A 20,887-nucleotide genomic window follows, 5' to 3' on the forward strand; every position below is an offset into this window, starting at 1 on the left:
TTTGGCGAAGATTTGGTTCGCGGTGTTGACCGACCTGCGCGACCGGGGCATCACCGTGTCCGTGACACACCGACGTGTTCTTCCTGGTCTGCGACGGGCTCAAGGGCCTACCCGACGTGGTGGGTGAGGTGTGGCCGGCCACTATTGTGCAGGCCTGCACGGTGCACCTGTTGCGCAACAGCTTTCGCTACGCGTCGAAGAAGGGGGTCGGGGAGCAGATTGACGAAATCCGGCGCTAAGGGGCAATCGCCGAGCGACCTTGCGCTGTAGGTGATTTCATGTCGTCGTGACTGATGAGGGCGGCTATGGCCGGTTCGGTGCGTTGTCTCGGCAGGAGCTGGAGCGTTACTGCTACTTGGATGACGAGGACCGGCGGCTGATCGCTGCGCGGCGGCGCGACTACAACCGTCTGGGGTTCGCGGTGCAGGTGGTGACGGTGCGTCACCTGGGAATGTTCCTGGCTGATCCGCTGGATGTCCCGCCCGCGTTGATCGAGTATCTGGCCGAGCAGTTGGAGATCTCCGATCCGTCGATGGTGAAGCGGTACACCGATCGGGAGAAGACCAAGCTCGAACACGCCTGGGAAATCCAGCAGGTGTACGGACTCAAGCCGTTCGGCGAGATGGAGTCGGAGCTCACGTCGTGGATCGTCGACCAGGCGTGGATGACCGGCGACGGACCGAAGGCGATCTTCGGCGACGCAGTGACATGGCTGCGGAAGCGTCAGGCGCTGCTGCCGGGGATCACCACGTTGGAGCGGCTGATCGGCGACGGCCGCAACGCGGCGGACGCCCGGTTGTGGCGCCAGCTCGGCGAGCAGCTGACCTCGGAGTCCGCGTCTGCCTTGTTGCGGCTGCTGGAGGTTCCTGCGGAGGGCGGGCAGAAGGTCAGCGAGCTGGAGCGGCTGCGCAAGGGCGTGTTCAAGGCGTCGTCGAAGGGGATGCTCGCGGCGCTGCGCAGGGTTGTCGACCTGCAAGCGGTCGGGGTGGACAGCATCGACGTGAGGGCGATCCCGCCGCGTCGGTTGACGGGGTTGGCGACCTACGGGTTGGCGAGCAAGGCCGCCGCGCTGCGGCGGCTGCCCACGCGTGAGCAGCGCTTGGCGGTGCTGGCCGCGACGGTCGTTGTGTTGAGCGCGCGGGCGGTCGACGACGTGTTGGAGACCTTCGACATGTTGATGACGACGAAGCTTCTGTCCAAGGCCGAGCGGGAGTCTCGCGAGGAGAAGCTGCGTCGCTATCCGAGGGTGTCACGCAACGCAGGCAAGCTCGCGGCAGCGGTGAAGGTGCTGCTGGAGATGGTCGAGGTCAACCAGGACGTCGGGCTGGGCGTGGTGTTGGACATGATCGAGAAGACCGTCACCCGGGCCGAGTTGCGGCACGCGGTCCAGGCGGTCGACGAGCTGGTGCCCGCCGACGACGCGGAGCTGGATGGGCAGCGGTTGATCGAGTTGGCCGGCAAGTTCGCCACGGTCCGCCCGTTCCTGTCGATGCTGATGGACACGATCGAGTTCGGCGCGACCAGTGACGGCGCCGCCGTCCTGGCGGCAATGAAGACCCTCGCCGAGCTGCTGACATCCAGGTCGTCGGGCAAGATCCCGGCAAACCTGCTGGACGCCCGCAAGGTCGACCACGACTTGATCGTCGGCGCGTGGAAGCGCTTGATCTACACGCCGGGCCGACCGGAGGGCACCGTCGACCGGAACTCCTACACGATCTGCGTGTTGGAACAGTTCCACCGACACCTCAAGCACCGCAGCATCTTCGCGGTGCGTTCGTCGCGGTGGCGCGACCCGCGGGCGCACCTGCTGGCAGGCGAAGCCTGGGAGGCTGCGCGTGACGCCGGCATGAACGCGCTGGGCCTGCCCGCCGCGCCGACGCAGCTGCTGACCGATCACGCGACGGCGTTGGAGACCGCTTATCGGGAGTTGGCCGCACGGCTGGGCGAGGACACCCCAGCCAGCATCGACGCCGACGGCAAACTGCACGTCGCCGCGCTGGACGCCAAGGCCGAGCCCGCGTCGCTGGTCGACCTGCGCCGCCGGGTGGAGGCGATGATCCCGCGTGTGGACCTGCCGGAACTGGTCACGGAGGTGATGAGCTGGCATCCCGGTTTCACCGAGGCGTTCACCCACACCTCGGGCAACGAGGCCCGCGTCGCCGACCTCGGCTTGTCGGTGGCGGCCGTGCTCTGTTCCTATGCGATGAACGTCGGGTTCAAACCGGTGACAACGCCTGGTGTCGACGCCCTGACCAGGGATCGGCTGCTGCACGTCGACCAGTGCTACGTGCGGGCCGAGACCATCGAGGCGGCCAACGCCGTGCTGGTCGACGCCCAGGCCGACATCCCCCTGGCCCAAGCGTGGGGCGGCGGGCTGGTCGCCTCGGTGGACGGGATGCGGTTCGTGGTGCCCGTGCGCACCCATAACGCCCGCCCGAACCCGAAGTACTTCGGCCGGAAACTGGGCATCACCTGGTTGAACATGCTCAACGACCAGTCCGCCGGGCTGGCAGGCAAGGTGCTGCGCGGAACACCTCGCGATTCGCTGCACACCATCGACGTGATCGTGTCCCAGCACGGCGGGCGGATTCCGGAGGTCATCATCACCGACACCGGGTCGTATTCCGACATCGTGTTCGGACTGCTGCATCTGATCGGCCGCCAGTACCGGCCGCAGCTGGCGAACCTGCCCGATCAGCGGTTGTGGCGCATCGACGCCCGAGCCGACTACGGGCCGCTGGACAAGGCGGCGCGCGGGGTGATCGACACCGCCAAGATCGCCGCGCACTGGGAGGACATGTGCCGGATCGCGGTGTCGATCCACTCCGGTGAGGTGTCGGCGCACGAGGTCACCAGGATGATCTCCCGCGACGGGCAGCCGACCGCGTTGGGCCAGGCCATCGCCCATTTCGGGCGGATCTTCAAGACCCTGCACATCCTGCGCCTGGCCGACGACGAACCTTACCGGCGCGAGGGCAAGGCCCAGTCCAATCTCGTCGAGGGTCGTCACGACCTGGCGCGCACGATCTATCACGGCCGCAAGGGCGAGATGACCCGCGCCTACTACGAGGGCATGGAAGACCAGCTCTCGGCGCTGGGATTGGTGCTCAATTGCGTCGTCGTGTGGAACACCGTCTACGAGAACCGCGCCCTCGCCGCGCTGCGAGCCGGCGGATACCCGGTGCTCGACACCGATGTCGAGCGATTGTCGGCGTTCGTGCGCGCCCACATCGGCATCGACGGGCACTACAGCTTCCACCTGCCCGACCCCAGCGGAGTTCACCGACCGCTGCGCGACCCGGACGCCGACGACGACGAGTAGCGCGAGTCGAAGGGTGGCGGATGACCGCTCAGGACCTGACGACGCATGTCGGCGGAAGTCTCTCCTGAGCCGCGAAACAGGCCACGGCCTGCACCTCTACCTCCGACCTGACCCAACAAACTACCGCTAGATTACGGTCACGGAGAGCGTCAGTTTGTCGCTGTGCGGCACGCCCGTCCGGTCGAGGAAGTCACACATGTCATCGATCATCGGCTGCATGAGCAGCTGCCCCAGCTGACGAACCATCAGCCCGATGACCTGTGAGGACTCGGATCGCCGTGTCGAGGTCTTGCCCGAATAGCGGAGTTTGGAGATCTCTCTGCGACTCAGGTCGGTCAGCCGCTCGAGTAACTCGCTCTTTCCCTGCGGATCGAGCACAGCGCGCCGGATGTAGTTCACCACCGTCGGATGCGTCGCGAGCATGTGCCGCACCGCCTCGTCTCGAGCGGCGGCGACCTGCGCTGGGGCGCCCTCGTCCGGCACAGAGGCGATCGCCAGAGCGTAATAGTCGACGACCAGTTGCTCGACGGCGACGCGTAGCCCGTCCTTGGTCTTGAAGTGGTGCTGCACCAATCCCACGGCGACCCCGGCGGCGGCGGCGACGGCGCGCATCGAGACGCGATCCTCGCCGCGCTCGGCGTAGAGGTCGAGCGCGGCGTTGCGAATGCGGGCCTTCGCGGTGAGGTCCTCGTCACTGGCGCGGGGGTCGGTCACAGAAATTGCCTCCTATCAGGGAAAAAAGCATACACCCTTGACATTAGACAGTACATGCGCATTAATGGCTATACATCAGTATAGTCAAAAAGGGGTTGATGATGTCGCAGTCGAGTTCGCTGCAGGGCGTGCAGGTGGTGTCGCTCGCGATCAATCTGCCGGGCCCGCTCGCCGCCGCGCGGCTACGGGCGCTGGGCGCCACCGTCACCAAGATCGAACCGCCGGCCGGCGACCCGCTGCGGGCCGTGGCGCCGACGTGGTACGACGAGCTCACTGTGGGCCAGCGGGTCGTGACCCTCGACCTCAAGGACCCCGCTGATCGGGCGGTGGCGGCGCGCGAGCTGTCGCGTGCCGACCTGATGCTCACCGCCATGCGCCCCTCGGCGCTGGTCAAGCTCGGCCTGGACGAGTTGACCGCGGCGAATCCGCACCTGTCGCATATCGAGATCGTCGGGCACGACGGGATCGCGGCGGAGCAGCCCGGCCATGACCTGACGTACCAGGCCCTGCACGGCACTCTCCAGCCGCCGACGATGCCGACCGTCCCGGTGGCCGACCTGCTCGGCGCCGAGCGCGCCGTGTCCGCGGCCCTGCTCGCCCTGCGCGTGGCCGCGGAGTCCGGCGTGGGACACCGCGAGCGGGTCGTCCTCGAACAGGCGGCCGCCGACGCCGGCGCCGCAGTTCGGCACGGTCTGATGGGAGCGGGCGCGCCGCTCGGCGGGGCGCATCCCGGTTACCGGATCTACTCCAGCTCCGACGGCCACGTCGCGCTGGCCGCGCTCGAGCCGCACTTCTGGGAGCGCGCCCGCGCCGGTCTCGGTGTCGAGGGCACCCAGGAGGAGCTCGAGCAGACGTTTCTTTCCAAGCCGACGCGCGAATGGGAGGAGGTCGCGAAGCGCCTCGACATTCCCCTGATCGGAATCCGCGATTCGGCACCCCGTAATTCAGCACAAGGAGCTTTGTCATGAGTGTTCGCGAGGCCGTTATCGTCGGCGCGGTCCGGACCCCGGTCGGCCGTCGCGGAGGGATCCTCAGCGCATGGCATCCGGTGGACCTGCTCGGGCAGACGCTGCGGGAGCTTGTGGCCCGCGCCGGCGTCGACCCCGCCGCGATCGAGGACGTCATCACCGGCTGCGTCATCCAGCACGATGTCCAGTCGGGCAATCTCGGCCGCCACGCGGTGCTCGCCGCCGGGCTGCCCGAGTCGGTCCCCGCGGTGACGATCGACCGCCAGTGCGGTTCAGGGCAGCAGGCGGTCAGCTTCGCCGCCCAGGCGGTGATGGCGGGTTCCCACGACCTGGTGATCGCCTGCGGCGTCGAGTCGATGTCACGGGTGCCGATGCCTCCGGCGTTCCTGCCCGGCGCGCCGCTCGGCCCGCAGTACAGCCCGCGCGAACTCGACCGCTACGACGGTGGGCTGATGGCGCAGGGCCCGTCGTCGGAGCTGATGAACGAGAGGTTCGACCTGAGCCGAGCGGCGTTGGACGCGTTCAGCGCTCGCAGCCACGAGCGGGCGCACGCCGCGACGCGGGCCGGGAAGTTCCGCGACCAGATGGTGCCGATCACCGCCGACCCCGACGACCCGACCGGTCCGGTCATCGACTCGGACGAGGGCATCCGCGAGCACATCGACCCCGCCAAGATGGCGAGCCTGAAAGCCGTGTTCGGCGCCGACGGGCGGACCACGGCGGCCAACTCCTCGCAGATCAGCGACGGCGCGGCCGCGCTGCTGATCGCCGACCGCGAGTACGCCGAGCGCAACGGCCTCATCCCACGCGCCCGGTTCCGCGCGCTGTCGGTCGCCGCCGCCGACCCGATCATCCAGTTCACCGCGATCCTCGACGCCGCCCACAAGGCGCTCGGCCGAAGCGGGTTGGCCGTCGAGGAGATCGACCTGTTCGAGGTCAACGAGGCCTTCGCCGGTGTGCCGCTGATCTTCCAACGGGAATTCGGCGTCCCGGACGACAAGCTGAACGTCAACGGCGGCTCCGTCGCCCTCGGCCACCCGCTGGGCTCGACCGGAGCCCGGATGCTCACCGACCTGCTCTGCGAACTCGAACGCTCCGGCAAGAGGTTCGGCTTGCAGACCGTCTGCGAGGCCACCGGCACCGCGAACGCCACCATCATCGAACGCATCTGAGGACGTCATGAGCCACGAGATCGTGAGGGGCCTGCCCTCCACCCACGGCGACCACTATCAACTCAACACCACCACCATCATCCGGCACGCCGCGCGCACCTATCCCGAGCAGGAGATCGTGTACCGCACCGCGGACGGCGGCTGGGACCGGTACACCTACGCCGATGCCTACGCGCGAATCCAACGAAGTGCCAATGCACTTCGCTCGATCGGCGTCGGGCCGGGCGATGTGGTCGGGATCCTCGACTGGAACAGCAAGCGGCACTACGAGCTGTACTGGGCGATTCCCGGCCTCGCTGCCGTGATGTTGCAGATGAACCTGCGTTTGGCGCCAGAGGATCTCGCTTACGTCACCGGACACAGTGATGCATCGGTGGTCCTCATCGACGAGTCGCTGCTTCCGGTTGCCGAGGCGCTGGCACCGCATACGCCGAACGTGAAGACGTGGGTGGTGATGACCGATAAGCCGCTGGCCGACATCACCACCACGCTCCCGCACGCGGTGCACTGGGAGGACCTGCTCGCGGACGCCGGCCCGGAGATCGACTGGCCGGTCATCGACGAAACCTCCTCCTACAGCGCGTGTTACACCACCGGCACCACCGGCAGGCCCAAGGGCATCTACTACTCGCATCGCGGCATCTACCTGCACACCCTCGCCGAGGTCGCCGGACTCGGGATGAGCAGCGACGATGCCGTCATGCTCATCACGCCGATGTTCCACGGCCAGGGCTGGGGCCTACCCCAGGCGGCCGCCTACAGTGCCGCAAAAATCGTGCTGCCCGGTCGCTACATCGCCGAGGACACATCCGTCCTCGTGGACGCGATGATCGCGGAGCAAGTCACCGTCGCAAACGGTGCGCCGGCGATCTTCCAGCCCATGATGAACTACATCAAGACGCTTGCGGTCGCACCGGACTTCTCCCGCGCGCGGCTGCTGTCCGGTGCCACCGAGCCGCCGCTGTCGCTGATGCGCGACTTCCACGACATCACTGGAGCCGACGTCATCCACGCCTACGGCGCCACCGAGACCACCCCTCTGGTCGCGGTGAACCGGGGACTGAAGCCCTCGCTGCGCGGTGTGATCTCGGACGAGGAGAAGTGGGATCTCAAGCGTAAGCAGGGTTTGCCGGTCAACGGCATCGACATCCGGATCGTCGACGCGGAAGGCAACGATCTCCCGCACGACGGCACGAGTCAGGGTGAAGTGCTGCTGCGCGGACCGTGGATCATCGAGCGCTATCACAAGCTCGACGACGACGCCGACAAGTTCCTCGACGGGTATTGGCGTAGCGGCGATGTCGGGACCATCGACCCGAATGGTTACTTGAAGATCACCGACCGGATCAAGGACGTGGTCAAGTCGGGTGGCGAATGGATTTCCTCCATCGACATGGAGAACGCACTCGTTGCCCATCCGAAGATCGCCGAGGCGGCCGTCATCGGCGTCCCGCACCCGAAGTGGCAGGAGCGTCCAGTAGCACTCGTCGTGACGACCGACGGGCAGGAACTTCCACTGTCGGAGATCCACGAATTGCTCGCCGATGCATTCGCCAAATGGCAATTGCCCGAGACCGTCCTGTATCTGGACCAGCTGCCCCGCACCAGCGTCGGCAAGCTCGACAAGAAGGCCATGCGCGCCGCGCACACCAACGTCTACGAGGACGTCCGATGAACCCCGACAACGCCCCGCTACGCACGGCCCGCGACAGCCACCTCCTGATCCTGGAGATCAACCGGCCCAAGGCTCGCAACAGTCTGAACGAGGCGGTGCTCACCGCCTTGAACACCGAGCTCGTCGCGGCTCGGCACGACGACGAGATCCGTGCCATCGTGCTCACCGGCGCCGGCGGGATCTTCTGCGCCGGAGCCGACATCACCAATTTCGACGCCATTCGCGACCAGTCGCTGCTCGGCGATCGAGCCGCGCTGGGCGGCACCATCTGGGCCGACCTGGGCCGATTCCCGAAGCCGGTCCTCGCTGCGGTCGAGGGCCTCGCACTCGGCGGCGGCTGCGAGTTGGCGCTTGCCTGCGACATCGTCATCGCCGGCGAATCCGCCAAGTTCGGTGTCCCGGAGGTGAAGCTCGGCGTGATCCCGGGCGGCGGCGGAACCCAGCGCCTGATTCAGGCCGTCGGCAAGTCCAAGGCGATGGCCCTACTGCTCACCGGCGACTTCCTGTCCGCACAGCGGGCGTGCGCGGCCGGCATCGTCGCCGAGACCGTCCCGGACGGCACCGCCCTCGAAGCGGCGGTCGCCATGGCGCAGCGGATCGCCGCCAACTCACCGCTCGCGGTGGCGCTGGCCAAGGATGCCGCCCTCCAGGCCCTGGAAACCTCTCTGGCGCAAGGACTCGAGCACGAGAAGCGCAACTTTCACGTTGCCATCCATTCCGCCGACAGCCGCGAGGGCCAGGCCGCGTTCCTCGCCAAGCGCGCCCCCGAATTCACCGGAAAGTAGGACCGATCATGAGCGAGCTGTTCCCCGATTACCGCTCCCCGTGGGAGACCGACGATCAGGCGCTGCTGCGTAAGCACGCCGCCGAGTTCTTCCGCAAGGAAGCCACCCCGAACCAGGACCGTTGGGCCGCGCAGCACCAGGTCGACCGCGAGTTCTGGACCAAGGCCGGCGCCGCGGGACTGCTGTGCCTCGACATCGCCGAAGAATACGGCGGCGGGGGCGGCAACTTCGGCCACGAGGCGATCGTGCAGCAGGAGATCGCCTACGCCCACGACACCGCGTTCGGCTTCGCCGTGCACTCGACGATCGTCGCGCACTACATCGCCGCCTATGCCACCGAGGACCAGAAGAAGCGCTGGCTATCGAAATGTGCGAGCGGTGAGAGCGTCCTCGCCATTGCGATGACCGAACCCGGCACCGGCTCGGACCTGCAGGCCGTACGGACCACCGCGGTTCGCGACGGCGGCCACTACGTGATCAACGGCTCGAAGACGTTCATCTCGAACGCGTCGCACTGCGACCTGCTCGTCATCGTCGCCAAAACGGACCCGAGCCAAGGTTCCAAGGGTATCTCGCTGCTCGTCGCGGAGACGGAGAATCTTCCGGGGTTCGAGCGTGGGCGGGTGCTGGACAAGATCGGCCAGCACGGCCAGGACACCCGCGAGTTGTCGTTCACCGACATGCGGGTGCCGGCAGCGAATCTGCTCGGCGGCGTCGAGGGGCAGGGCTTCTACCAGCTGATGGGTCAGCTGCAGCGTGAGCGGCTGATCCTCGGTGTCGGCGGTGTCGCGGTGGCCGAGGCCGCGGTGGCGGAGAGCATCAGGTACGCCAAGGAACGTCACGCCTTCGGCAAGCCGATCCTGAACTTCCAGAACACGAAGTTCGTACTCGCCGAGTGCAAGACCGACGTGCTGGCCGGCAAGACCCTGATGGACCACTGCATCCAGCGTCACCTCGACGGCACCCTCGACGCGGCGACCGCGTCGATGGCCAAGCTGTGGGGCAGCGACAAGCAGTGCGAGATCGTCGACCGCTGCCTGCAGGTCTTCGGTGGCTACGGCTACATGATGGAGTACCCGATCGCGCAGATGTACGCCGCTTCCCGCGTGCAGAAGATCTACGGCGGCACCAACGAGATCATGAAGGAACTCATCGGCCGCGCCTTATGAGGTTGACCTTCGCGCAGTGACACCACTGCGTCAGTCACACCTCACTTTGTCAAAAACCCGATGTTCTCAACCTATTTCGTCAGGAGTATTCATGCATATCACCGGAACCAACGCACTCGTCACCGGCGGAGCCTCGGGCCTCGGACTGGCCACCGTCACCGCCCTCGCCAAGTCGGGCGCCCGGGTAATCGCCGTCGACCTGCCCACCGCGAACACGGATGCGCTGGCTGCTCTCGGCGACACCGTGGAATTCGCTCCGGCGGATGTCACCGACGAGGCCGCGGTCACCGAGGCGGTCGAGCGCGCCAACGCGGAGTCCTCACTGCGAATCACCGTGAACTGCGCCGGCATCGGCAACGCCGTCAAGACCGTCGGTAAGAACGGACCGTTCCCGCTGGCCGAATTCGAGAAGATCGTCAAGGTCAACCTGACCGGAACCTTCAACGTCATCCGCCTCGCCGCGCACGCGATGTCGCAGAACGAGCCCGTCGACGGCGAGCGCGGCGTGATCGTCAACACCGCCTCGGTCGCGGCCTTCGACGGGCAGATCGGACAGGCCGCGTACTCGGCATCGAAGGGCGGGATCGTCGGCGCCACCCTGCCGATCGCCCGCGACCTGGCGTCGCTGCTGATCCGGGTGAACACCATCGCGCCCGGCCTGTTCAAGACCCCGCTGCTGGGCACGCTGCCCGAGGCGGCTCAGATTTCGCTGGGACAGCAGGTGCCGCACCCGAACCGGCTCGGCGACCCCGCCGAGTACGCGCAGCTGGTCGAGGCGATCGTGACCAACCCGATGCTCAACGGCGAAACCATCCGCCTCGACGGCGCGATCCGCATGGCGCCGCGGTGAAACCCGTCGGCGTGCAGGTGGGATCGCACCATGAGCACACACGCCTTGTATACGCCGAGGACCTGGGCATCGGCCAGCGTTTCGACTTGGGCTCACACACGGTGACCGAGGCCGAACTCGTCGACTTCGCCACCCACTGGGATCCCCAGTGGTTTCACATCGACCGGGCGGCGGCGCAGGACGGCCAGTTCGGTGGCCTGATCGCCAGTGGAATCCACACGTTGGCGATCCTGCAACACCACGACGCCGTCCATATCCGATACGGCCTGACCGAAGCCGCGCTCCCGCGCGCTCATCTCCCACGGCTGTTCCAACCCCGGCGAGGTCTCGCGCGACCTCACGGCCCTACTCTCGGCCGTGCCCCCGCCGGATCCGACAAACACCACGACCACGCACGCCCGGCAGCGGCTATGAGTTCCCGGACGCGGAAGACCACACCCATCGACGGTGCCGCACTTGATTGGTCTCTTTCGGCCCCCCTCGAGCAGATGCGCTCGGGCCGAACAGTCAAGGTGCTGAACAAGATACGCAGACACGCGCCGGAACTCGTCACCGTCAGCTACTGAGAGATTCAGCGGGAGCGCCGCCGCGCAGCGGGATCGGTCTCGGCCTGCCAGCGCCCCAGCGCCTCGGCGGAGACCTTCGCGTATTTGACCAGGCTGCGCACCGAGGTGTGTCCGCTCAACGCCATCAGCATCGGCGTGGAAGCGCCCTTCTCTGCGGCGTGGGTCAGTCGCGAGTGCCGCAGCTGGTGCAGCGTGAACGGTCCGCGTCGCATCCCTTCGGTGTGCTCCTCGAGGAGCGTCGCGGCGCGGCGGTAGGAAAGTCGGGCGCGGCCGGTCGAGTTGTCGGTGTCGGTCTTGGCGACCGACGGCTTGGCTTTGCGGTCGGTCAGGAACAGCGGCCCGGACTTCCGTCCGGCGATCAGCCGGGGCAGCGGCCGTGCGGTGCCGGTCTGCCAATAGATCACCTCGCGGGCGCCGCCCTTGCGGGTGACCGTGGCGCATCGGTTCACGGTGTCCAGGTCCTCGATGTCGAGATTCAGGATCTCCTCCGCCCGCGCGGCGGACTCATACAGCATCGACCAGAACACCCGCTCGCGCAGGGCCGCGTCCATGCCCAGCAGCTCCGCAACCTCGGCGGCGGTCATCGCCTTGCTGTTGTCCGGCGCACTCGGCCGCGCCCGCAGGCGCGACACCGGATCGCCGGTCAGCCACTGTTGATCGCGTCAGTAGGCGCACGCCGCCGACACCGCGGTCAGCCGGAGGTTGTAGGTCTTGGGGGCCTTGTCGCCCCACACGAGTAATTGTCAATACCTGTGGATTGGTGTTTTTCAGGCGACCTCCGTTCCGGTCGGGGTGGCCGGGTTGTCGGCCGGTTCGGGTGGGGTGATGTCGACGGGTCGTTCGAGCAGTTTGCCTTTGTGGAACACCGCTCCGGCCCGGACCAGGGCGACCAGGTGCGGGGCGTTCACCGCCCGCCAGCGGGCTTGTGCGGCGTCAATGAGCTTGTAGGCCATGGCGATACCCGCCGCGCGGGAACCCGGCCCCTTGGTGACCTTGGTGCGCAACCGGACCGTGGCGAAGGTCGACTCGATCGGATTGGTGGTGCGCAGATGTACCCAGTGCTCGGCGGGATAGTGGTAGAACTCCAGCAGCACATCGAGGTCGTCAACGATCTTGGCCACGGCCTTGGGGAACTTGGCGCCGTAGTCCAGTTCGAAGGCTTTGACCGCGACCTGCGCGTGGTCGATGTCCTCGGCGCCCGCGATTTCCCGCATCGCCGCGATCGCCCCCGGATGCGCCGACTTCGGTAGTGCGGCAAGGACATTGGCCTGCTTGTGAAACCAGCACCGCTGCTCACGGGTATCGGGGAACACCTCACGGACCGCTTTCCAGAACCCCAGAGCACCGTCCCCGACCGCGAGCACCGGGGCGCGCATGCCACGGCGCCGGCAGTCCCGCAGCAGATCCGCCCACGAGTCCGCTGATTCGCGGTACCCGTCGGTCAGCGCGACCAGTTCCTTGCGGCCGTCGGCGCGCACCCCCAGCATCACCAGCAGGCACAGTTTGTCCTGCTCCAGGCGGACCTTGAGATGGATGCCGTCCACCCACAGGTACACATAATCGGTGCCCGACAGGTCCCGGCGGCCGAACGCGGCGGCCTCGTCCTGCCACTGCGCGGTCAGTCGGGTGATCGCCGGAGCCGAGAGCCCCGCCCCCGAGCCGAGGAACTGCTCCAACGCCGGACCGAAGTCGCTGCTGGACAGGCCATGCAGGTACAGCAACGGCAGCACCTCGGCCATCTGCGGGGACTTACGCGCCCACGCCGGCAGTATCTTCGACGAGAATCGTTGCCGCTCACCGGTTTCCGGATCGACCCGTTTGTCGTTGACCCGCGGCGCCTTCACCTCGATCGCCCCAGCGCCGGTGAGCACCTCCCGGACGTTGTGGTGGCCGTTGCGGACCACCAGCCGGTGCCCATTCTCGTCGACCTGATCGACGAACTGGTCGACATAGGCGGCGACCTCGGCCTGCAAAGCGGCGGCCAGCATCTGCCGGGCACCGTCGCGGACAATCTCATCCAACAACGACCGACCGGCACCGCTGCGGGTGTCGTTGGCCTGCGCGACATCGTGAACTACGGTGAGCACGGGCGTGCCTTCCCAACCAGCGCGCCAACGCCGGTCTTGATCAGAAACGAACTGGACTTGTGATCATCCCCGGGAAGGCGCGCCCACATTCACGCCGCCCTACCAAGGCTCATCCACAGGTTCTGATCATTGCTCGCCCCACACGTAGTCGAACCACCCCGACACCCGATCCGGGTTCAACAACCCGACATCGCCGTCCGCGCCGAAGTCGCGCACCATCCGATCCAACGCCGAGGCGTAGGCGCGGCGGGTGTTCACCGCCGCGATCGTGCCCAGAAAGGTCCGCGTCGCGTCCGCCAGCCGGATCCCGGCGGCCCGCGCCGGTAGCGAGCTCACCGATCCCACCCCGACCGCCCTTCAGCACTACGGCAGATAGTTTCCGGAGTCGCCCATCTCCGGAACGACCATCGCGGCAGGACGACTCACGAGTTACGGCAGATAGTACGCTACTATCTGCCGTAAATCCTTAGCGCCGGATTTCGAGAATCTGCTCCCCGACCCCCAAGAAGGACTGGGCGGCGATCGCCAAGGATCTCAAATTGGTCTACACCGCGGCAAGCGAGTCGGCGGCGTTGGATGCATTCGTCGCGTTCAGCGAGACCTGGGGCCAGCGCTACCCGGCGATCGTCAAGCTGTGGGACAACGCGTGGGCCGAGTTCGTGCCATTCCTGGCCTTCGACAAGGAAATCCGCGGCGTGATCTGCACGACCAACAGCATCGAAAGCCTGAACTCGCGCATCCGCAGGGCCGTCAACGCCCGAGGGCACTTCCCGACCGAGCAGGCCCGCCCTGAAGTGCGTCTACCTGGCGATCATGAGCCTCGACCCGACCGGCAAAGGCCGACAACGCTGGATCAACCGCTGGAAGGCACCCCTCAACGCGTTCGAGATCGCCTTCCCCGGACGTTTAACCCCAGAACGAAAGTAACACTACAACAACGAGTTACACCGTTAACTTGACAGTCTCGGGCGCGCTGCCGGTATACCTCGATGGCAGACCGGTTGTTGATGTGTGGATCGGGTGGGGCCGATCGTCATGGCAGCGTACCGTCGGCGGCCAACACCGGCGCGATGGCGTTTTCAGCGACAGAGGGATTGGCTTCCACGGTCATCCGTCGGCTTGTCGACCGGGGATTGCTTCCTACGACGTGCCGGTCGCCGAATACTGGCCCGAGTTCGGCGCGAACGGCAAGTCAGCCATCACAATTCGCGACATGATGCGCCACCGCGCCGGGCTGTCTAACCTACACCGCCCAAGCCGTCCATCTCCTCGATGACGAGCCCAGTCAATAAAGATCATTGTTGTCTGCATCAACCCTGCCAAGCCAGGGACGCGACGCGGGCTGCGTGTTGGGCATGCATCGGTGGATGGCTTCGCTGCCTGATGCCCCGTAAGCGCGTTGTGAAAACGGTGACGAGCGAGGGGGTCGGCGTCACTGGAGCCAACGCTCTCGGGGGAGCAGCGGCTCGTCGAGGCGGCCGTTTGTGTCGAGCATTCGCTCGAACTGGTTCAGGTGACGTTGCATTGCGCTCGACGCGCGGTCGGCGTCGCCGGCAGCCACCGCACGCGCGATGCTCTGGTGCGCCCGGCGGGTATCCTCCATGTCTAGCTCGGTGAGCGACTCACCTGGGACGTGCCACGACAACTCTTGCTCGAACATCGATATGACGAGCCGCAAGACCTCGTTGTTGCTGCAAACCGCGAGAGCCTCGTGGAACTCCACCGATGGTTCCCATGAGCCGTTTCGAGATGTGGCGTCAGCGATCGCGAGTAGCCAGCCGCGCTGCTCGTCGGTGGCCGACCGGGCTGCCATAGCGGCAATAGCGGGTTCGAGGAGTTTGCGGAACTCGTAGAACTTTCTGGTTGAGGTTTCAGCGAGGGTCAGTAGGAGCGCAACGGATCTGCTGATCTGCCGCAGGTCGGGACGAGTTACCCGAATGCCACCGCGTGGGCCTCGGCGGATTTCGATCAAACCATCGGATTCGAGCAGGCGCAGCGCCTCTCGCACGGTGCCTCTGCTAAAGCCCTCTCCGGAGATCAACTCCGCTTCCGAAGCCAGTTGGTCGCCGGGCCGCATCGCGCGGCCGAGGATTTTTGCGCGGAGCCGGTCGGCCAGAATATCTGACGCCTTGGGTACTCTTGTATAGCGGCGCGCTGCATGCGGTATCTCAGATGTGTTTGCCGCCTGGTCGATATCGCTGTCCACTCCCGCTCCTATGCCCTGCTTGGCGTGACGTGGGGCGGAGCTTCAGCTCCAGCCTGCAGCCCTCTGATATAAATCATACTGAATTGCACGAGAATTCGCTGACGTGACTCGCAAGTCATTGCCTCGCGTAGTCTCGTGGTCAACTCAAGGGAGTGTGGGGCGGCGTCACGGATAGCCCGGCGTTGTCGGTTCTGTGGTCATTCGCGCGATCGGCTATGGTCAGTCACCGGCGGACGAGGGACGTAAGCCAACTCTATAGCAGGTCAATGGGTATCCCGCTCGGCGGGATCTTGGCATGGCGGGCCCGCGGTCAACCTCTGCACCTGTTAGCGATGTCGACAAGCAACGGGACCGAGTCACGGTTCAGGATCCCGTGTAGCGGCAACCCGGGTCGGCCGTGGAGGCGATGTGATCGCGACGCCCGAAAAGTGTGGAGATCATCCCAAGCGCCAGACGGGGTGGCCGGTCGTGGCCGACGCCCGGGAATTCTTGCGAGTCACCGTTGGATATCGGGCTATGCCCAAGTTGCTCGTGGGGCCGTGGCGATATTTGGCGTGCAAATACCTCACTGATTCGGAAGCCCGGTTCCGCATGGACCGAGCGCGAAGTTTCGCGAAGTTGTCCGAACGCACCCGTCGACTTGTGGCGCTGCGAATCGATGCGGTAGGCGATGCATCGAGCAGTACGTTTGCGGTATGGCAGCTAACCACGACATCGAGGAGTTTGGTATGCTCGACGGCCTTGAGGGCCAAGCCCGCGAAGAGCGTGCCGACCTCGTCACATGGCTGATCGGAAAAGGCTACCCCCTCGACGAGATACGTAGATCGCTCGCTACGCCTCTACTGCTGCCCGCGAACACGATCTTCGGCGACGACGGGACCTATGTGTCCGCGCGTGAGATCAGCGAATCCACAGGGATCGAATTGGACCTCCTGCAGCGCCTCTACGGCGCGGTCGGAAGGCCGAGGATCGACGACCCCGACGCAGCCGTACTGCTGCGCGCCGACGGAAAAGCGATCGCGCACGCGAAATTCTTCCTCGACATGGGCGTCGAGCCGGACGAAACGGTTGCCGTGATGCGCATGCTGATCGCGGGACTGGGGTGCCGCCGCGACGATGCGCGATGCGGCCCTCAACACCCTCCTGCGGCCGGGGACAAGTGAAATCGAGCTGGCGCAGGCGGTCGAGCAGCTGGCGCGTCGATCCGCGCCTCACCTCGGACCGCTGATCGAAGACCTATTGTTTATGCAACTTCGCACTTCGTTCCAGGTTGAGGCCGTGAGCGCCGCTGAGCGGGCTGCCGGAAGATTACCCGGGGCCCACCAGGTAACGGTGGCGTTCGCTGATGTTGCCGGCTTCACCAAATTGGGGGAGGTGCTGCCACCTCTGGAGCTTGAACGCGTTGCCAGTCGGCTCGCCGAATCGGCCCAGCACGTAGCGGTCACCCCGGTGCGGCTGGTGAAGTCGGTGGGTGACGCCGTGATGCTCATGTGCTTCGATCCGGCGCCATTGCTGCGGGCAATCCTCGACTTGGCTGACGACGCGGCAGCAAATGGCTTGCCGCGCTTGCGGATCGGCGTGGCTTCCGGACTGGCGATCACACGCGGGGGCGACTGGTTCGGCAGTCCTGTCAACGTGGCCAGTCGAGTAACGGCAGCGGCGCGGCCGGGGACGGTGGCGGTCGCCGACTCCACGCGCGAGGCCGTCGGCAACGCTGCGGACTTCACCTGGTCGTCGATGGGCGCACGCCGGCTCAAAGGCGTGAGCGGCAAAGTAAAGCTCTTCAGGGTCCAGCGCGCCCGGCAGGCTGAGTAATCGCCTTCACCGACTTGCGTATGGCCTTGCGTTGCGGTCGCAGACTCCTGGTTCGGGAAGACAAACGGTCCAGGCTCCGGATAGCGACGAGGTGTCGGTGCCGTGGCACGCCGATCTGGCTGTAGCATTCACCAACGCCGCTGGTTGATTCGGCATGATTAGATGGTGTCGCGCGAGGGGACATCGAAAACCGTGCTAGCCGCGATTGTTGACCGCCTCACCGCGACCGCTTATCTGTAATGAGATGAACAATTGGCGTGTTCTTGCTGGTAGCAACGTAGATTACATGTGTAGAACGTCTGCTCTTTCAGCGACACGTGCGACACATGTTGCCGACGACTTCTCGAACTAGTTGAGCCGTAGTGCCCGGCCTTAGTCGGACTGGCGGTAGCCGTCGCGGATGATCGGGCGTTGTGTCCGGCGGCGCCACAGGAAAAGTGGGTGCTGGGTGGATTCGTTGACGAGCGTGTACTTGATGTAGCCCAGGTCGAGGAGCTCATCGTGGCGGTAGCCGCGCTCGCGGTGGTAGCCGACGAGACTGGCGCCCGGGCGCACCGTTTCACAGGGTCGGCGACTTGGGGCGCCGCAACGTGGGCATTGGACGCTGGCCCGGCCGTCGTCTATGTCACCGATGATCAGGTCGCCTTTTCACGGTTGCGGGTGCAGTCAGCGTGCATGGTGTGCACTGTGACGACGGGCGTTGCGCTGGGCCGACCGCGGCGATCGGTGCGGTGGAGGGGGCGAAGGGAGCCTGGTGGAGGAAATGTGGAAAACGGTCCACCTGTTCGTCCCTTCGGATCGGACAGCAAGCGAGGTTCTAAATTACCTCCGGGAGCAGATCAATGTGATCGCCCACGAAGCAGGCGAGTTCGTCTGTCGGATCAGAATCGGTGATGGCGTCGACCAGGCCAACGGTTGGCATAAGTGGTCGGCGTCGTACCTGCCTGGACCTCCCGGGGGCGTCGGAGGAAGAGATGACTGAGCACCGCGATCGCCGGGTTCGGCGTCGCGAGTTTGTTCTTCTGCGAGGTGGCTGTTGTTCATAGCCCGGGGGTACACAGGGTTGATCGAGATGATTCCGGCGCGGAAAGGGTGGACGAGGTGAGCCAGTTGGGCCGGGGTGCGGACCCGTCGTCACGCCGAGTGATCGATGTAGCGATCGGCGTTTTGATCGGATGGCGTGGGTGTTCTGAGCGGGACGCGTTCGACGAGATCGCCTGTGCGGTCCGAGAATCCGGGGTGGGAATCGGGAGCATCGCGCGGTGGCGCTGCGTCTGTGGGGCGATGTCATGCCGGCGCGGTTGGCGTTGGTGAACGCGTCGACGAGCTGAACGCCGCAGTTCCTGGCCCGCGGTGCAACGGGTGGCGGTGGAGCTTTTTGGCTCGTTGTTGCCCGCGCGCATGGTCTGGTGCTCGGTTACGGTGTGCCAGATGAGCACGTCCACCGTCTCAGACCACGACATCGCAGCCGCGCGAGCCGCGGATGTTCGCCAGGCCGACTACTACCGGGGTGAGCTTTCGCGCCAGCGTGAGCTGCTCATTGACCGGATGGCGGCCCACGAGGCCGCGCTGGCCAAGTATCAACTGCGCGGCGAGATGAACCAGGTCCACCGCATCAGACGGGAGATCCGGCATCGCGAGCAGGAACAGTACGCGCTGCAACGCCTGCTTGATGCGATCGAGGAGCGATTCCCCGCTGCGGCAGGGCCCGGGCCGGCACACCTCTGACCGCTACCCAACCACGGAGCTGATCGGTTTGGGTGGTCGCGATCTCGATCTGGTGCCGCTGAGCGGTGCAAAGCGGGGCGGGCCTGCGCTGACGCCTAGGACGACCAGGTAAGCAGACCGGCGCTGCGGGACAACTCGGCGCGGGCATGCCGCTCGACGAGCAGCGGCACGAACTCCCGTATCGGGCTCTGCTCGAACCGGGCGTGCGCGCTGCGCACGGCGCCGGCCACATGGTCCGGCGGCAGGTCGGCGTAGCTGGCGGTGAGCCGCGCCACGACCTGGTCGATCAACAGCGTTTCGCTGATCTGGGCCACGTCGACAGCTTGGGGCATACACGCTGACCGCGTCAACGGGATCAATCTCACGGCTGCCGCAGCGAGGTTGGGTGCAGCTGCTGGCCACCAGATACCTCAGCCCGCGTAGCTGCTGTATCAGCATGATGTTACGGGTGTAACATCTCATTGTGGCTAGGGGCGACGAACTCGATTGGCTGGTGATCAGCGTGTCGACTGCTGGCGCGGCGGGCACGCTGCGGGTGCAGGTGTGGCGCAAACTGCGCTCGCTCGGTGCCTTATATCTGCAGCAATCGGTGTGTCTGCTGCCCGCCCACGCACATGTGGTCCGCGAAGTGCGGCGGCTGGCCGATCGGATCCATCACCACGGCGGCACCGCCCGCGTCCTACCGATGAGCTTCGTCGATCCCGCCGACGAACAGGCCGTGATCGACGAGCTTAACGCCGCCCGCGACGGCGAGTACGCCGAAGTCCTGGAGCGGCTCCCGGCGCTGCGCCAGGAGCTGGCCGATGAACGCGCTCGCGGACGGCTCACCTACGCCGAGGTCGAGGAGTCCGAAGCCGACCTGGACCGGTTCCGCAGCTGGCTGGCCAAGATCGCCGCCCGTGACTACTTCACGGCCCCCGGTGGGCACGCTGCCCGCGCAGCCGTCGACGCCGCGGCTGCTGAGCTGGCAGCGTTTGAGGACGCTGCCCTGCAGGCCGAAACATCCGCGCAAACCGATGCGCGCACCTCGCAGCGGCTGCACGTGGCGCACGAATCGTGACGGGCTCATTCGGGTGGGATCTCCTCATCGGCGTTGGCGGCGCACTCCTATTCGCCTGGCTGGCATTGCTGGTCGCACTGGCAATTCTCCGGCCGCGGGGAGGGCTACTGCGCGAGGCGGTGCGCATCCTGCCCGACGTGCTGCGGCTGGTGCGTCGCCTCGCCGGCGACAGCACCCTGCCGCGCGGGATCCGCGTCCGCCTCGGGTTGCTGCTGGCCTACCTCGCGATCCCGATCGACCTGATCCCCGACTTCATCCCGGTGCTCGGATACGCCGACGACGCCATCATCGTCGCCGCCGTCCTGCGCAGCGTCGTCCGCCGCGCCGGCCTCGACACCGTTCGCGCACACTGGCCCGGAACCGACGACGGATTCACCGCACTGACCCGACTCACCGGGCTGGCCAAGCCCTCCAGCCGACAACACAGAGACGTACCACCCCAACGTGGGTGACACCGTTACAGATAACACTGTCACCTACGACGTCAAACCGCGCTGAGAACCACGTGGGGAACAGTCCTACACACCCCTCAACCGTTACAGATAAGACTCTTGCCCTTCATCACGAAGGTTGGCGCCGGGGTAGAGGCCGCTAGAGCGCCGTCTCGGTCGCCGTGCTGCGAGTGACGTTGTCCAAGCACGGAACGTGCTTCTACAGCTGACGGCCGCGAGCGCGGAGATATCGTAGCGTCGGCAACGTCGTCAGTGGGACTCTGGCAGCCCGGCCGCGCGGCTGACGTAGTTGAGCACTGCCCGCGACAACGGCCTGCT

General features: G+C 66.1%; 18 protein-coding genes and 5 pseudogenes. 16 read left to right on the forward strand and 7 right to left on the reverse strand.

Annotated features, from left to right (window positions below; translation table 11 throughout):
• Window positions 1–4: 4 nt before the first annotated feature.
• Both ACNQR1_RS08205 and ACNQR1_RS08210 read left to right on the forward strand, forming a co-directional pair.
• A pseudogene (locus tag ACNQR1_RS08205) lies at window positions 5–203 on the forward strand (transposase); the annotation flags it as partial.
• A gap of 83 nt (window positions 204–286) precedes the next feature.
• A complete protein-coding gene (locus ACNQR1_RS08210; RefSeq protein ID WP_011331220.1) occupies window positions 287–3,322 on the forward strand; it encodes a Tn3 family transposase in 3,036 nt (1,011 codons plus the stop codon).
• Between the two features lie 126 nt (window positions 3,323–3,448).
• Here the strand turns inward: ACNQR1_RS08210 and ACNQR1_RS08215 are convergent, their stop codons facing one another.
• Window positions 3,449–4,036, reverse strand: coding sequence for a TetR/AcrR family transcriptional regulator (locus ACNQR1_RS08215; protein WP_011331219.1), 588 nt, complete (start codon window positions 4,034–4,036; stop codon window positions 3,449–3,451).
• Window positions 4,037–4,137: 101 nt separating this feature from the next.
• Here ACNQR1_RS08215 and ACNQR1_RS08220 point away from each other — a divergent pair, with 101 nt between their 5' ends.
• From ACNQR1_RS08220 to ACNQR1_RS08250, 7 genes and pseudogenes are all read left to right on the forward strand, one after another.
• Entirely contained in the window at window positions 4,138–5,004 is an 867-nt protein-coding gene (locus tag ACNQR1_RS08220) for a CoA transferase (protein WP_011331218.1), read from the forward strand.
• Window positions 5,001–6,176, forward strand: a complete 1,176-nt coding sequence (locus ACNQR1_RS08225) for a thiolase family protein (protein WP_011331217.1) — start codon at window positions 5,001–5,003, stop codon at window positions 6,174–6,176. Before ACNQR1_RS08220 ends, ACNQR1_RS08225 begins: the two co-directional genes overlap by 4 nt.
• A 7-nt stretch (window positions 6,177–6,183) precedes the next feature.
• On the forward strand, window positions 6,184–7,851 hold the full coding sequence (locus ACNQR1_RS08230; protein ID WP_011331216.1) for a long-chain-fatty-acid--CoA ligase: 1,668 nt from the start codon (window positions 6,184–6,186) through the stop codon (window positions 7,849–7,851).
• Window positions 7,848–8,636, forward strand: coding sequence for an enoyl-CoA hydratase/isomerase family protein (locus ACNQR1_RS08235; protein ID WP_011331215.1), 789 nt, complete (start codon window positions 7,848–7,850; stop codon window positions 8,634–8,636). The genes ACNQR1_RS08230 and ACNQR1_RS08235 overlap by 4 nt, the downstream gene beginning before the upstream one ends.
• Before the next feature lie 8 nt (window positions 8,637–8,644).
• Entirely contained in the window at window positions 8,645–9,805 is a 1,161-nt protein-coding gene (locus ACNQR1_RS08240) for an acyl-CoA dehydrogenase family protein (protein WP_011331214.1), read from the forward strand.
• A 91-nt stretch (window positions 9,806–9,896) separates the two neighbouring features.
• Entirely contained in the window at window positions 9,897–10,655 is a 759-nt protein-coding gene (locus tag ACNQR1_RS08245; RefSeq protein ID WP_011331213.1) for a 3-hydroxyacyl-CoA dehydrogenase, read from the forward strand.
• Window positions 10,652–10,891: pseudogene (locus ACNQR1_RS08250) on the forward strand (MaoC/PaaZ C-terminal domain-containing protein); the annotation flags it as partial. The gene ACNQR1_RS08245 and the pseudogene ACNQR1_RS08250, both read left to right, overlap by 4 nt.
• A gap of 335 nt (window positions 10,892–11,226) precedes the next feature.
• Here the strand turns inward: ACNQR1_RS08250 and ACNQR1_RS08255 are convergent.
• The 3 genes from ACNQR1_RS08255 to ACNQR1_RS08265 form a co-directional block, all read right to left on the reverse strand.
• On the reverse strand, window positions 11,227–11,853 hold the full coding sequence (locus tag ACNQR1_RS08255; RefSeq protein WP_011331207.1) for a tyrosine-type recombinase/integrase: 627 nt from the start codon (window positions 11,851–11,853) through the stop codon (window positions 11,227–11,229).
• A 135-nt stretch (window positions 11,854–11,988) separates the two neighbouring features.
• Window positions 11,989–13,308, reverse strand: a complete 1,320-nt coding sequence (locus tag ACNQR1_RS08260; protein WP_016894482.1) for an IS256 family transposase — start codon at window positions 13,306–13,308, stop codon at window positions 11,989–11,991.
• Between the two features lie 126 nt (window positions 13,309–13,434).
• The gene (locus ACNQR1_RS08265) at window positions 13,435–13,644 is read right to left on the reverse strand and encodes a hypothetical protein (protein ID WP_418045393.1); all 210 of its coding nucleotides are present in this window, start codon (window positions 13,642–13,644) and stop codon (window positions 13,435–13,437) included.
• Between the two features lie 167 nt (window positions 13,645–13,811).
• On the opposite strand from ACNQR1_RS08265, the pseudogene ACNQR1_RS08270 reads away from it, so the two are divergent.
• Window positions 13,812–14,235: pseudogene (locus ACNQR1_RS08270) on the forward strand (transposase); the annotation flags it as partial.
• A gap of 40 nt (window positions 14,236–14,275) precedes the next feature.
• Window positions 14,276–14,554, forward strand: a pseudogene (locus tag ACNQR1_RS08275) (serine hydrolase domain-containing protein); the annotation flags it as partial.
• A gap of 186 nt (window positions 14,555–14,740) precedes the next feature.
• On the opposite strand, the gene ACNQR1_RS08280 reads toward ACNQR1_RS08275, so the two are convergent.
• A complete protein-coding gene (locus ACNQR1_RS08280) occupies window positions 14,741–15,514 on the reverse strand; it encodes a FadR/GntR family transcriptional regulator (RefSeq protein ID WP_075909486.1) in 774 nt (257 codons plus the stop codon).
• Between the two features lie 695 nt (window positions 15,515–16,209).
• Here ACNQR1_RS08280 and ACNQR1_RS08285 point away from each other — a divergent pair.
• A pseudogene (locus ACNQR1_RS08285) lies at window positions 16,210–17,329 on the forward strand (adenylate/guanylate cyclase domain-containing protein).
• A 372-nt stretch (window positions 17,330–17,701) separates the two neighbouring features.
• Here the strand turns inward: ACNQR1_RS08285 and ACNQR1_RS08290 are convergent.
• Window positions 17,702–17,884 carry a hypothetical protein gene (locus ACNQR1_RS08290; protein ID WP_047040625.1) on the reverse strand — a complete coding sequence of 61 codons (183 nt, stop codon included), beginning with the start codon at window positions 17,882–17,884 and terminating at the stop codon, window positions 17,702–17,704.
• A 588-nt stretch (window positions 17,885–18,472) separates the two neighbouring features.
• Here ACNQR1_RS08290 and ACNQR1_RS08295 point away from each other — a divergent pair.
• Together ACNQR1_RS08295 and ACNQR1_RS08300 are read left to right on the forward strand one after the other, a co-directional pair.
• Window positions 18,473–18,643: an ANTAR domain-containing protein gene (locus tag ACNQR1_RS08295; protein WP_327083887.1), complete on the forward strand. Its 171-nt coding sequence runs from the start codon at window positions 18,473–18,475 to the stop codon at window positions 18,641–18,643.
• A gap of 117 nt (window positions 18,644–18,760) precedes the next feature.
• Complete coding sequence (locus tag ACNQR1_RS08300; RefSeq protein WP_131721944.1) at window positions 18,761–19,057, forward strand: hypothetical protein; 297 nt, start codon at window positions 18,761–18,763, stop codon at window positions 19,055–19,057.
• 95 nt (window positions 19,058–19,152) lie between these two features.
• On the opposite strand, the gene ACNQR1_RS08305 is transcribed toward ACNQR1_RS08300, so the two are convergent.
• Window positions 19,153–19,389: a three-helix bundle dimerization domain-containing protein gene (locus tag ACNQR1_RS08305; protein ID WP_047040632.1), complete on the reverse strand. Its 237-nt coding sequence runs from the start codon at window positions 19,387–19,389 to the stop codon at window positions 19,153–19,155.
• 131 nt (window positions 19,390–19,520) lie between these two features.
• Here ACNQR1_RS08305 and ACNQR1_RS08310 point away from each other — a divergent pair, with 131 nt between their 5' ends.
• Both ACNQR1_RS08310 and ACNQR1_RS08315 read left to right on the forward strand, forming a co-directional pair.
• The gene (locus ACNQR1_RS08310; RefSeq protein ID WP_052773270.1) at window positions 19,521–20,117 is read left to right on the forward strand and encodes a Chromate resistance protein ChrB; all 597 of its coding nucleotides are present in this window, start codon (window positions 19,521–19,523) and stop codon (window positions 20,115–20,117) included.
• The gene (locus ACNQR1_RS08315; protein WP_047040634.1) at window positions 20,114–20,569 is read left to right on the forward strand and encodes a YkvA family protein; all 456 of its coding nucleotides are present in this window, start codon (window positions 20,114–20,116) and stop codon (window positions 20,567–20,569) included. The genes ACNQR1_RS08310 and ACNQR1_RS08315 overlap by 4 nt, the downstream gene beginning before the upstream one ends.
• Window positions 20,570–20,887 lie beyond the last annotated feature (318 nt).

This window comes from Mycobacterium sp. 48b, from assembly GCF_048282725.1.
Classification (GTDB): domain Bacteria; phylum Actinomycetota; class Actinomycetes; order Mycobacteriales; family Mycobacteriaceae; genus Mycobacterium.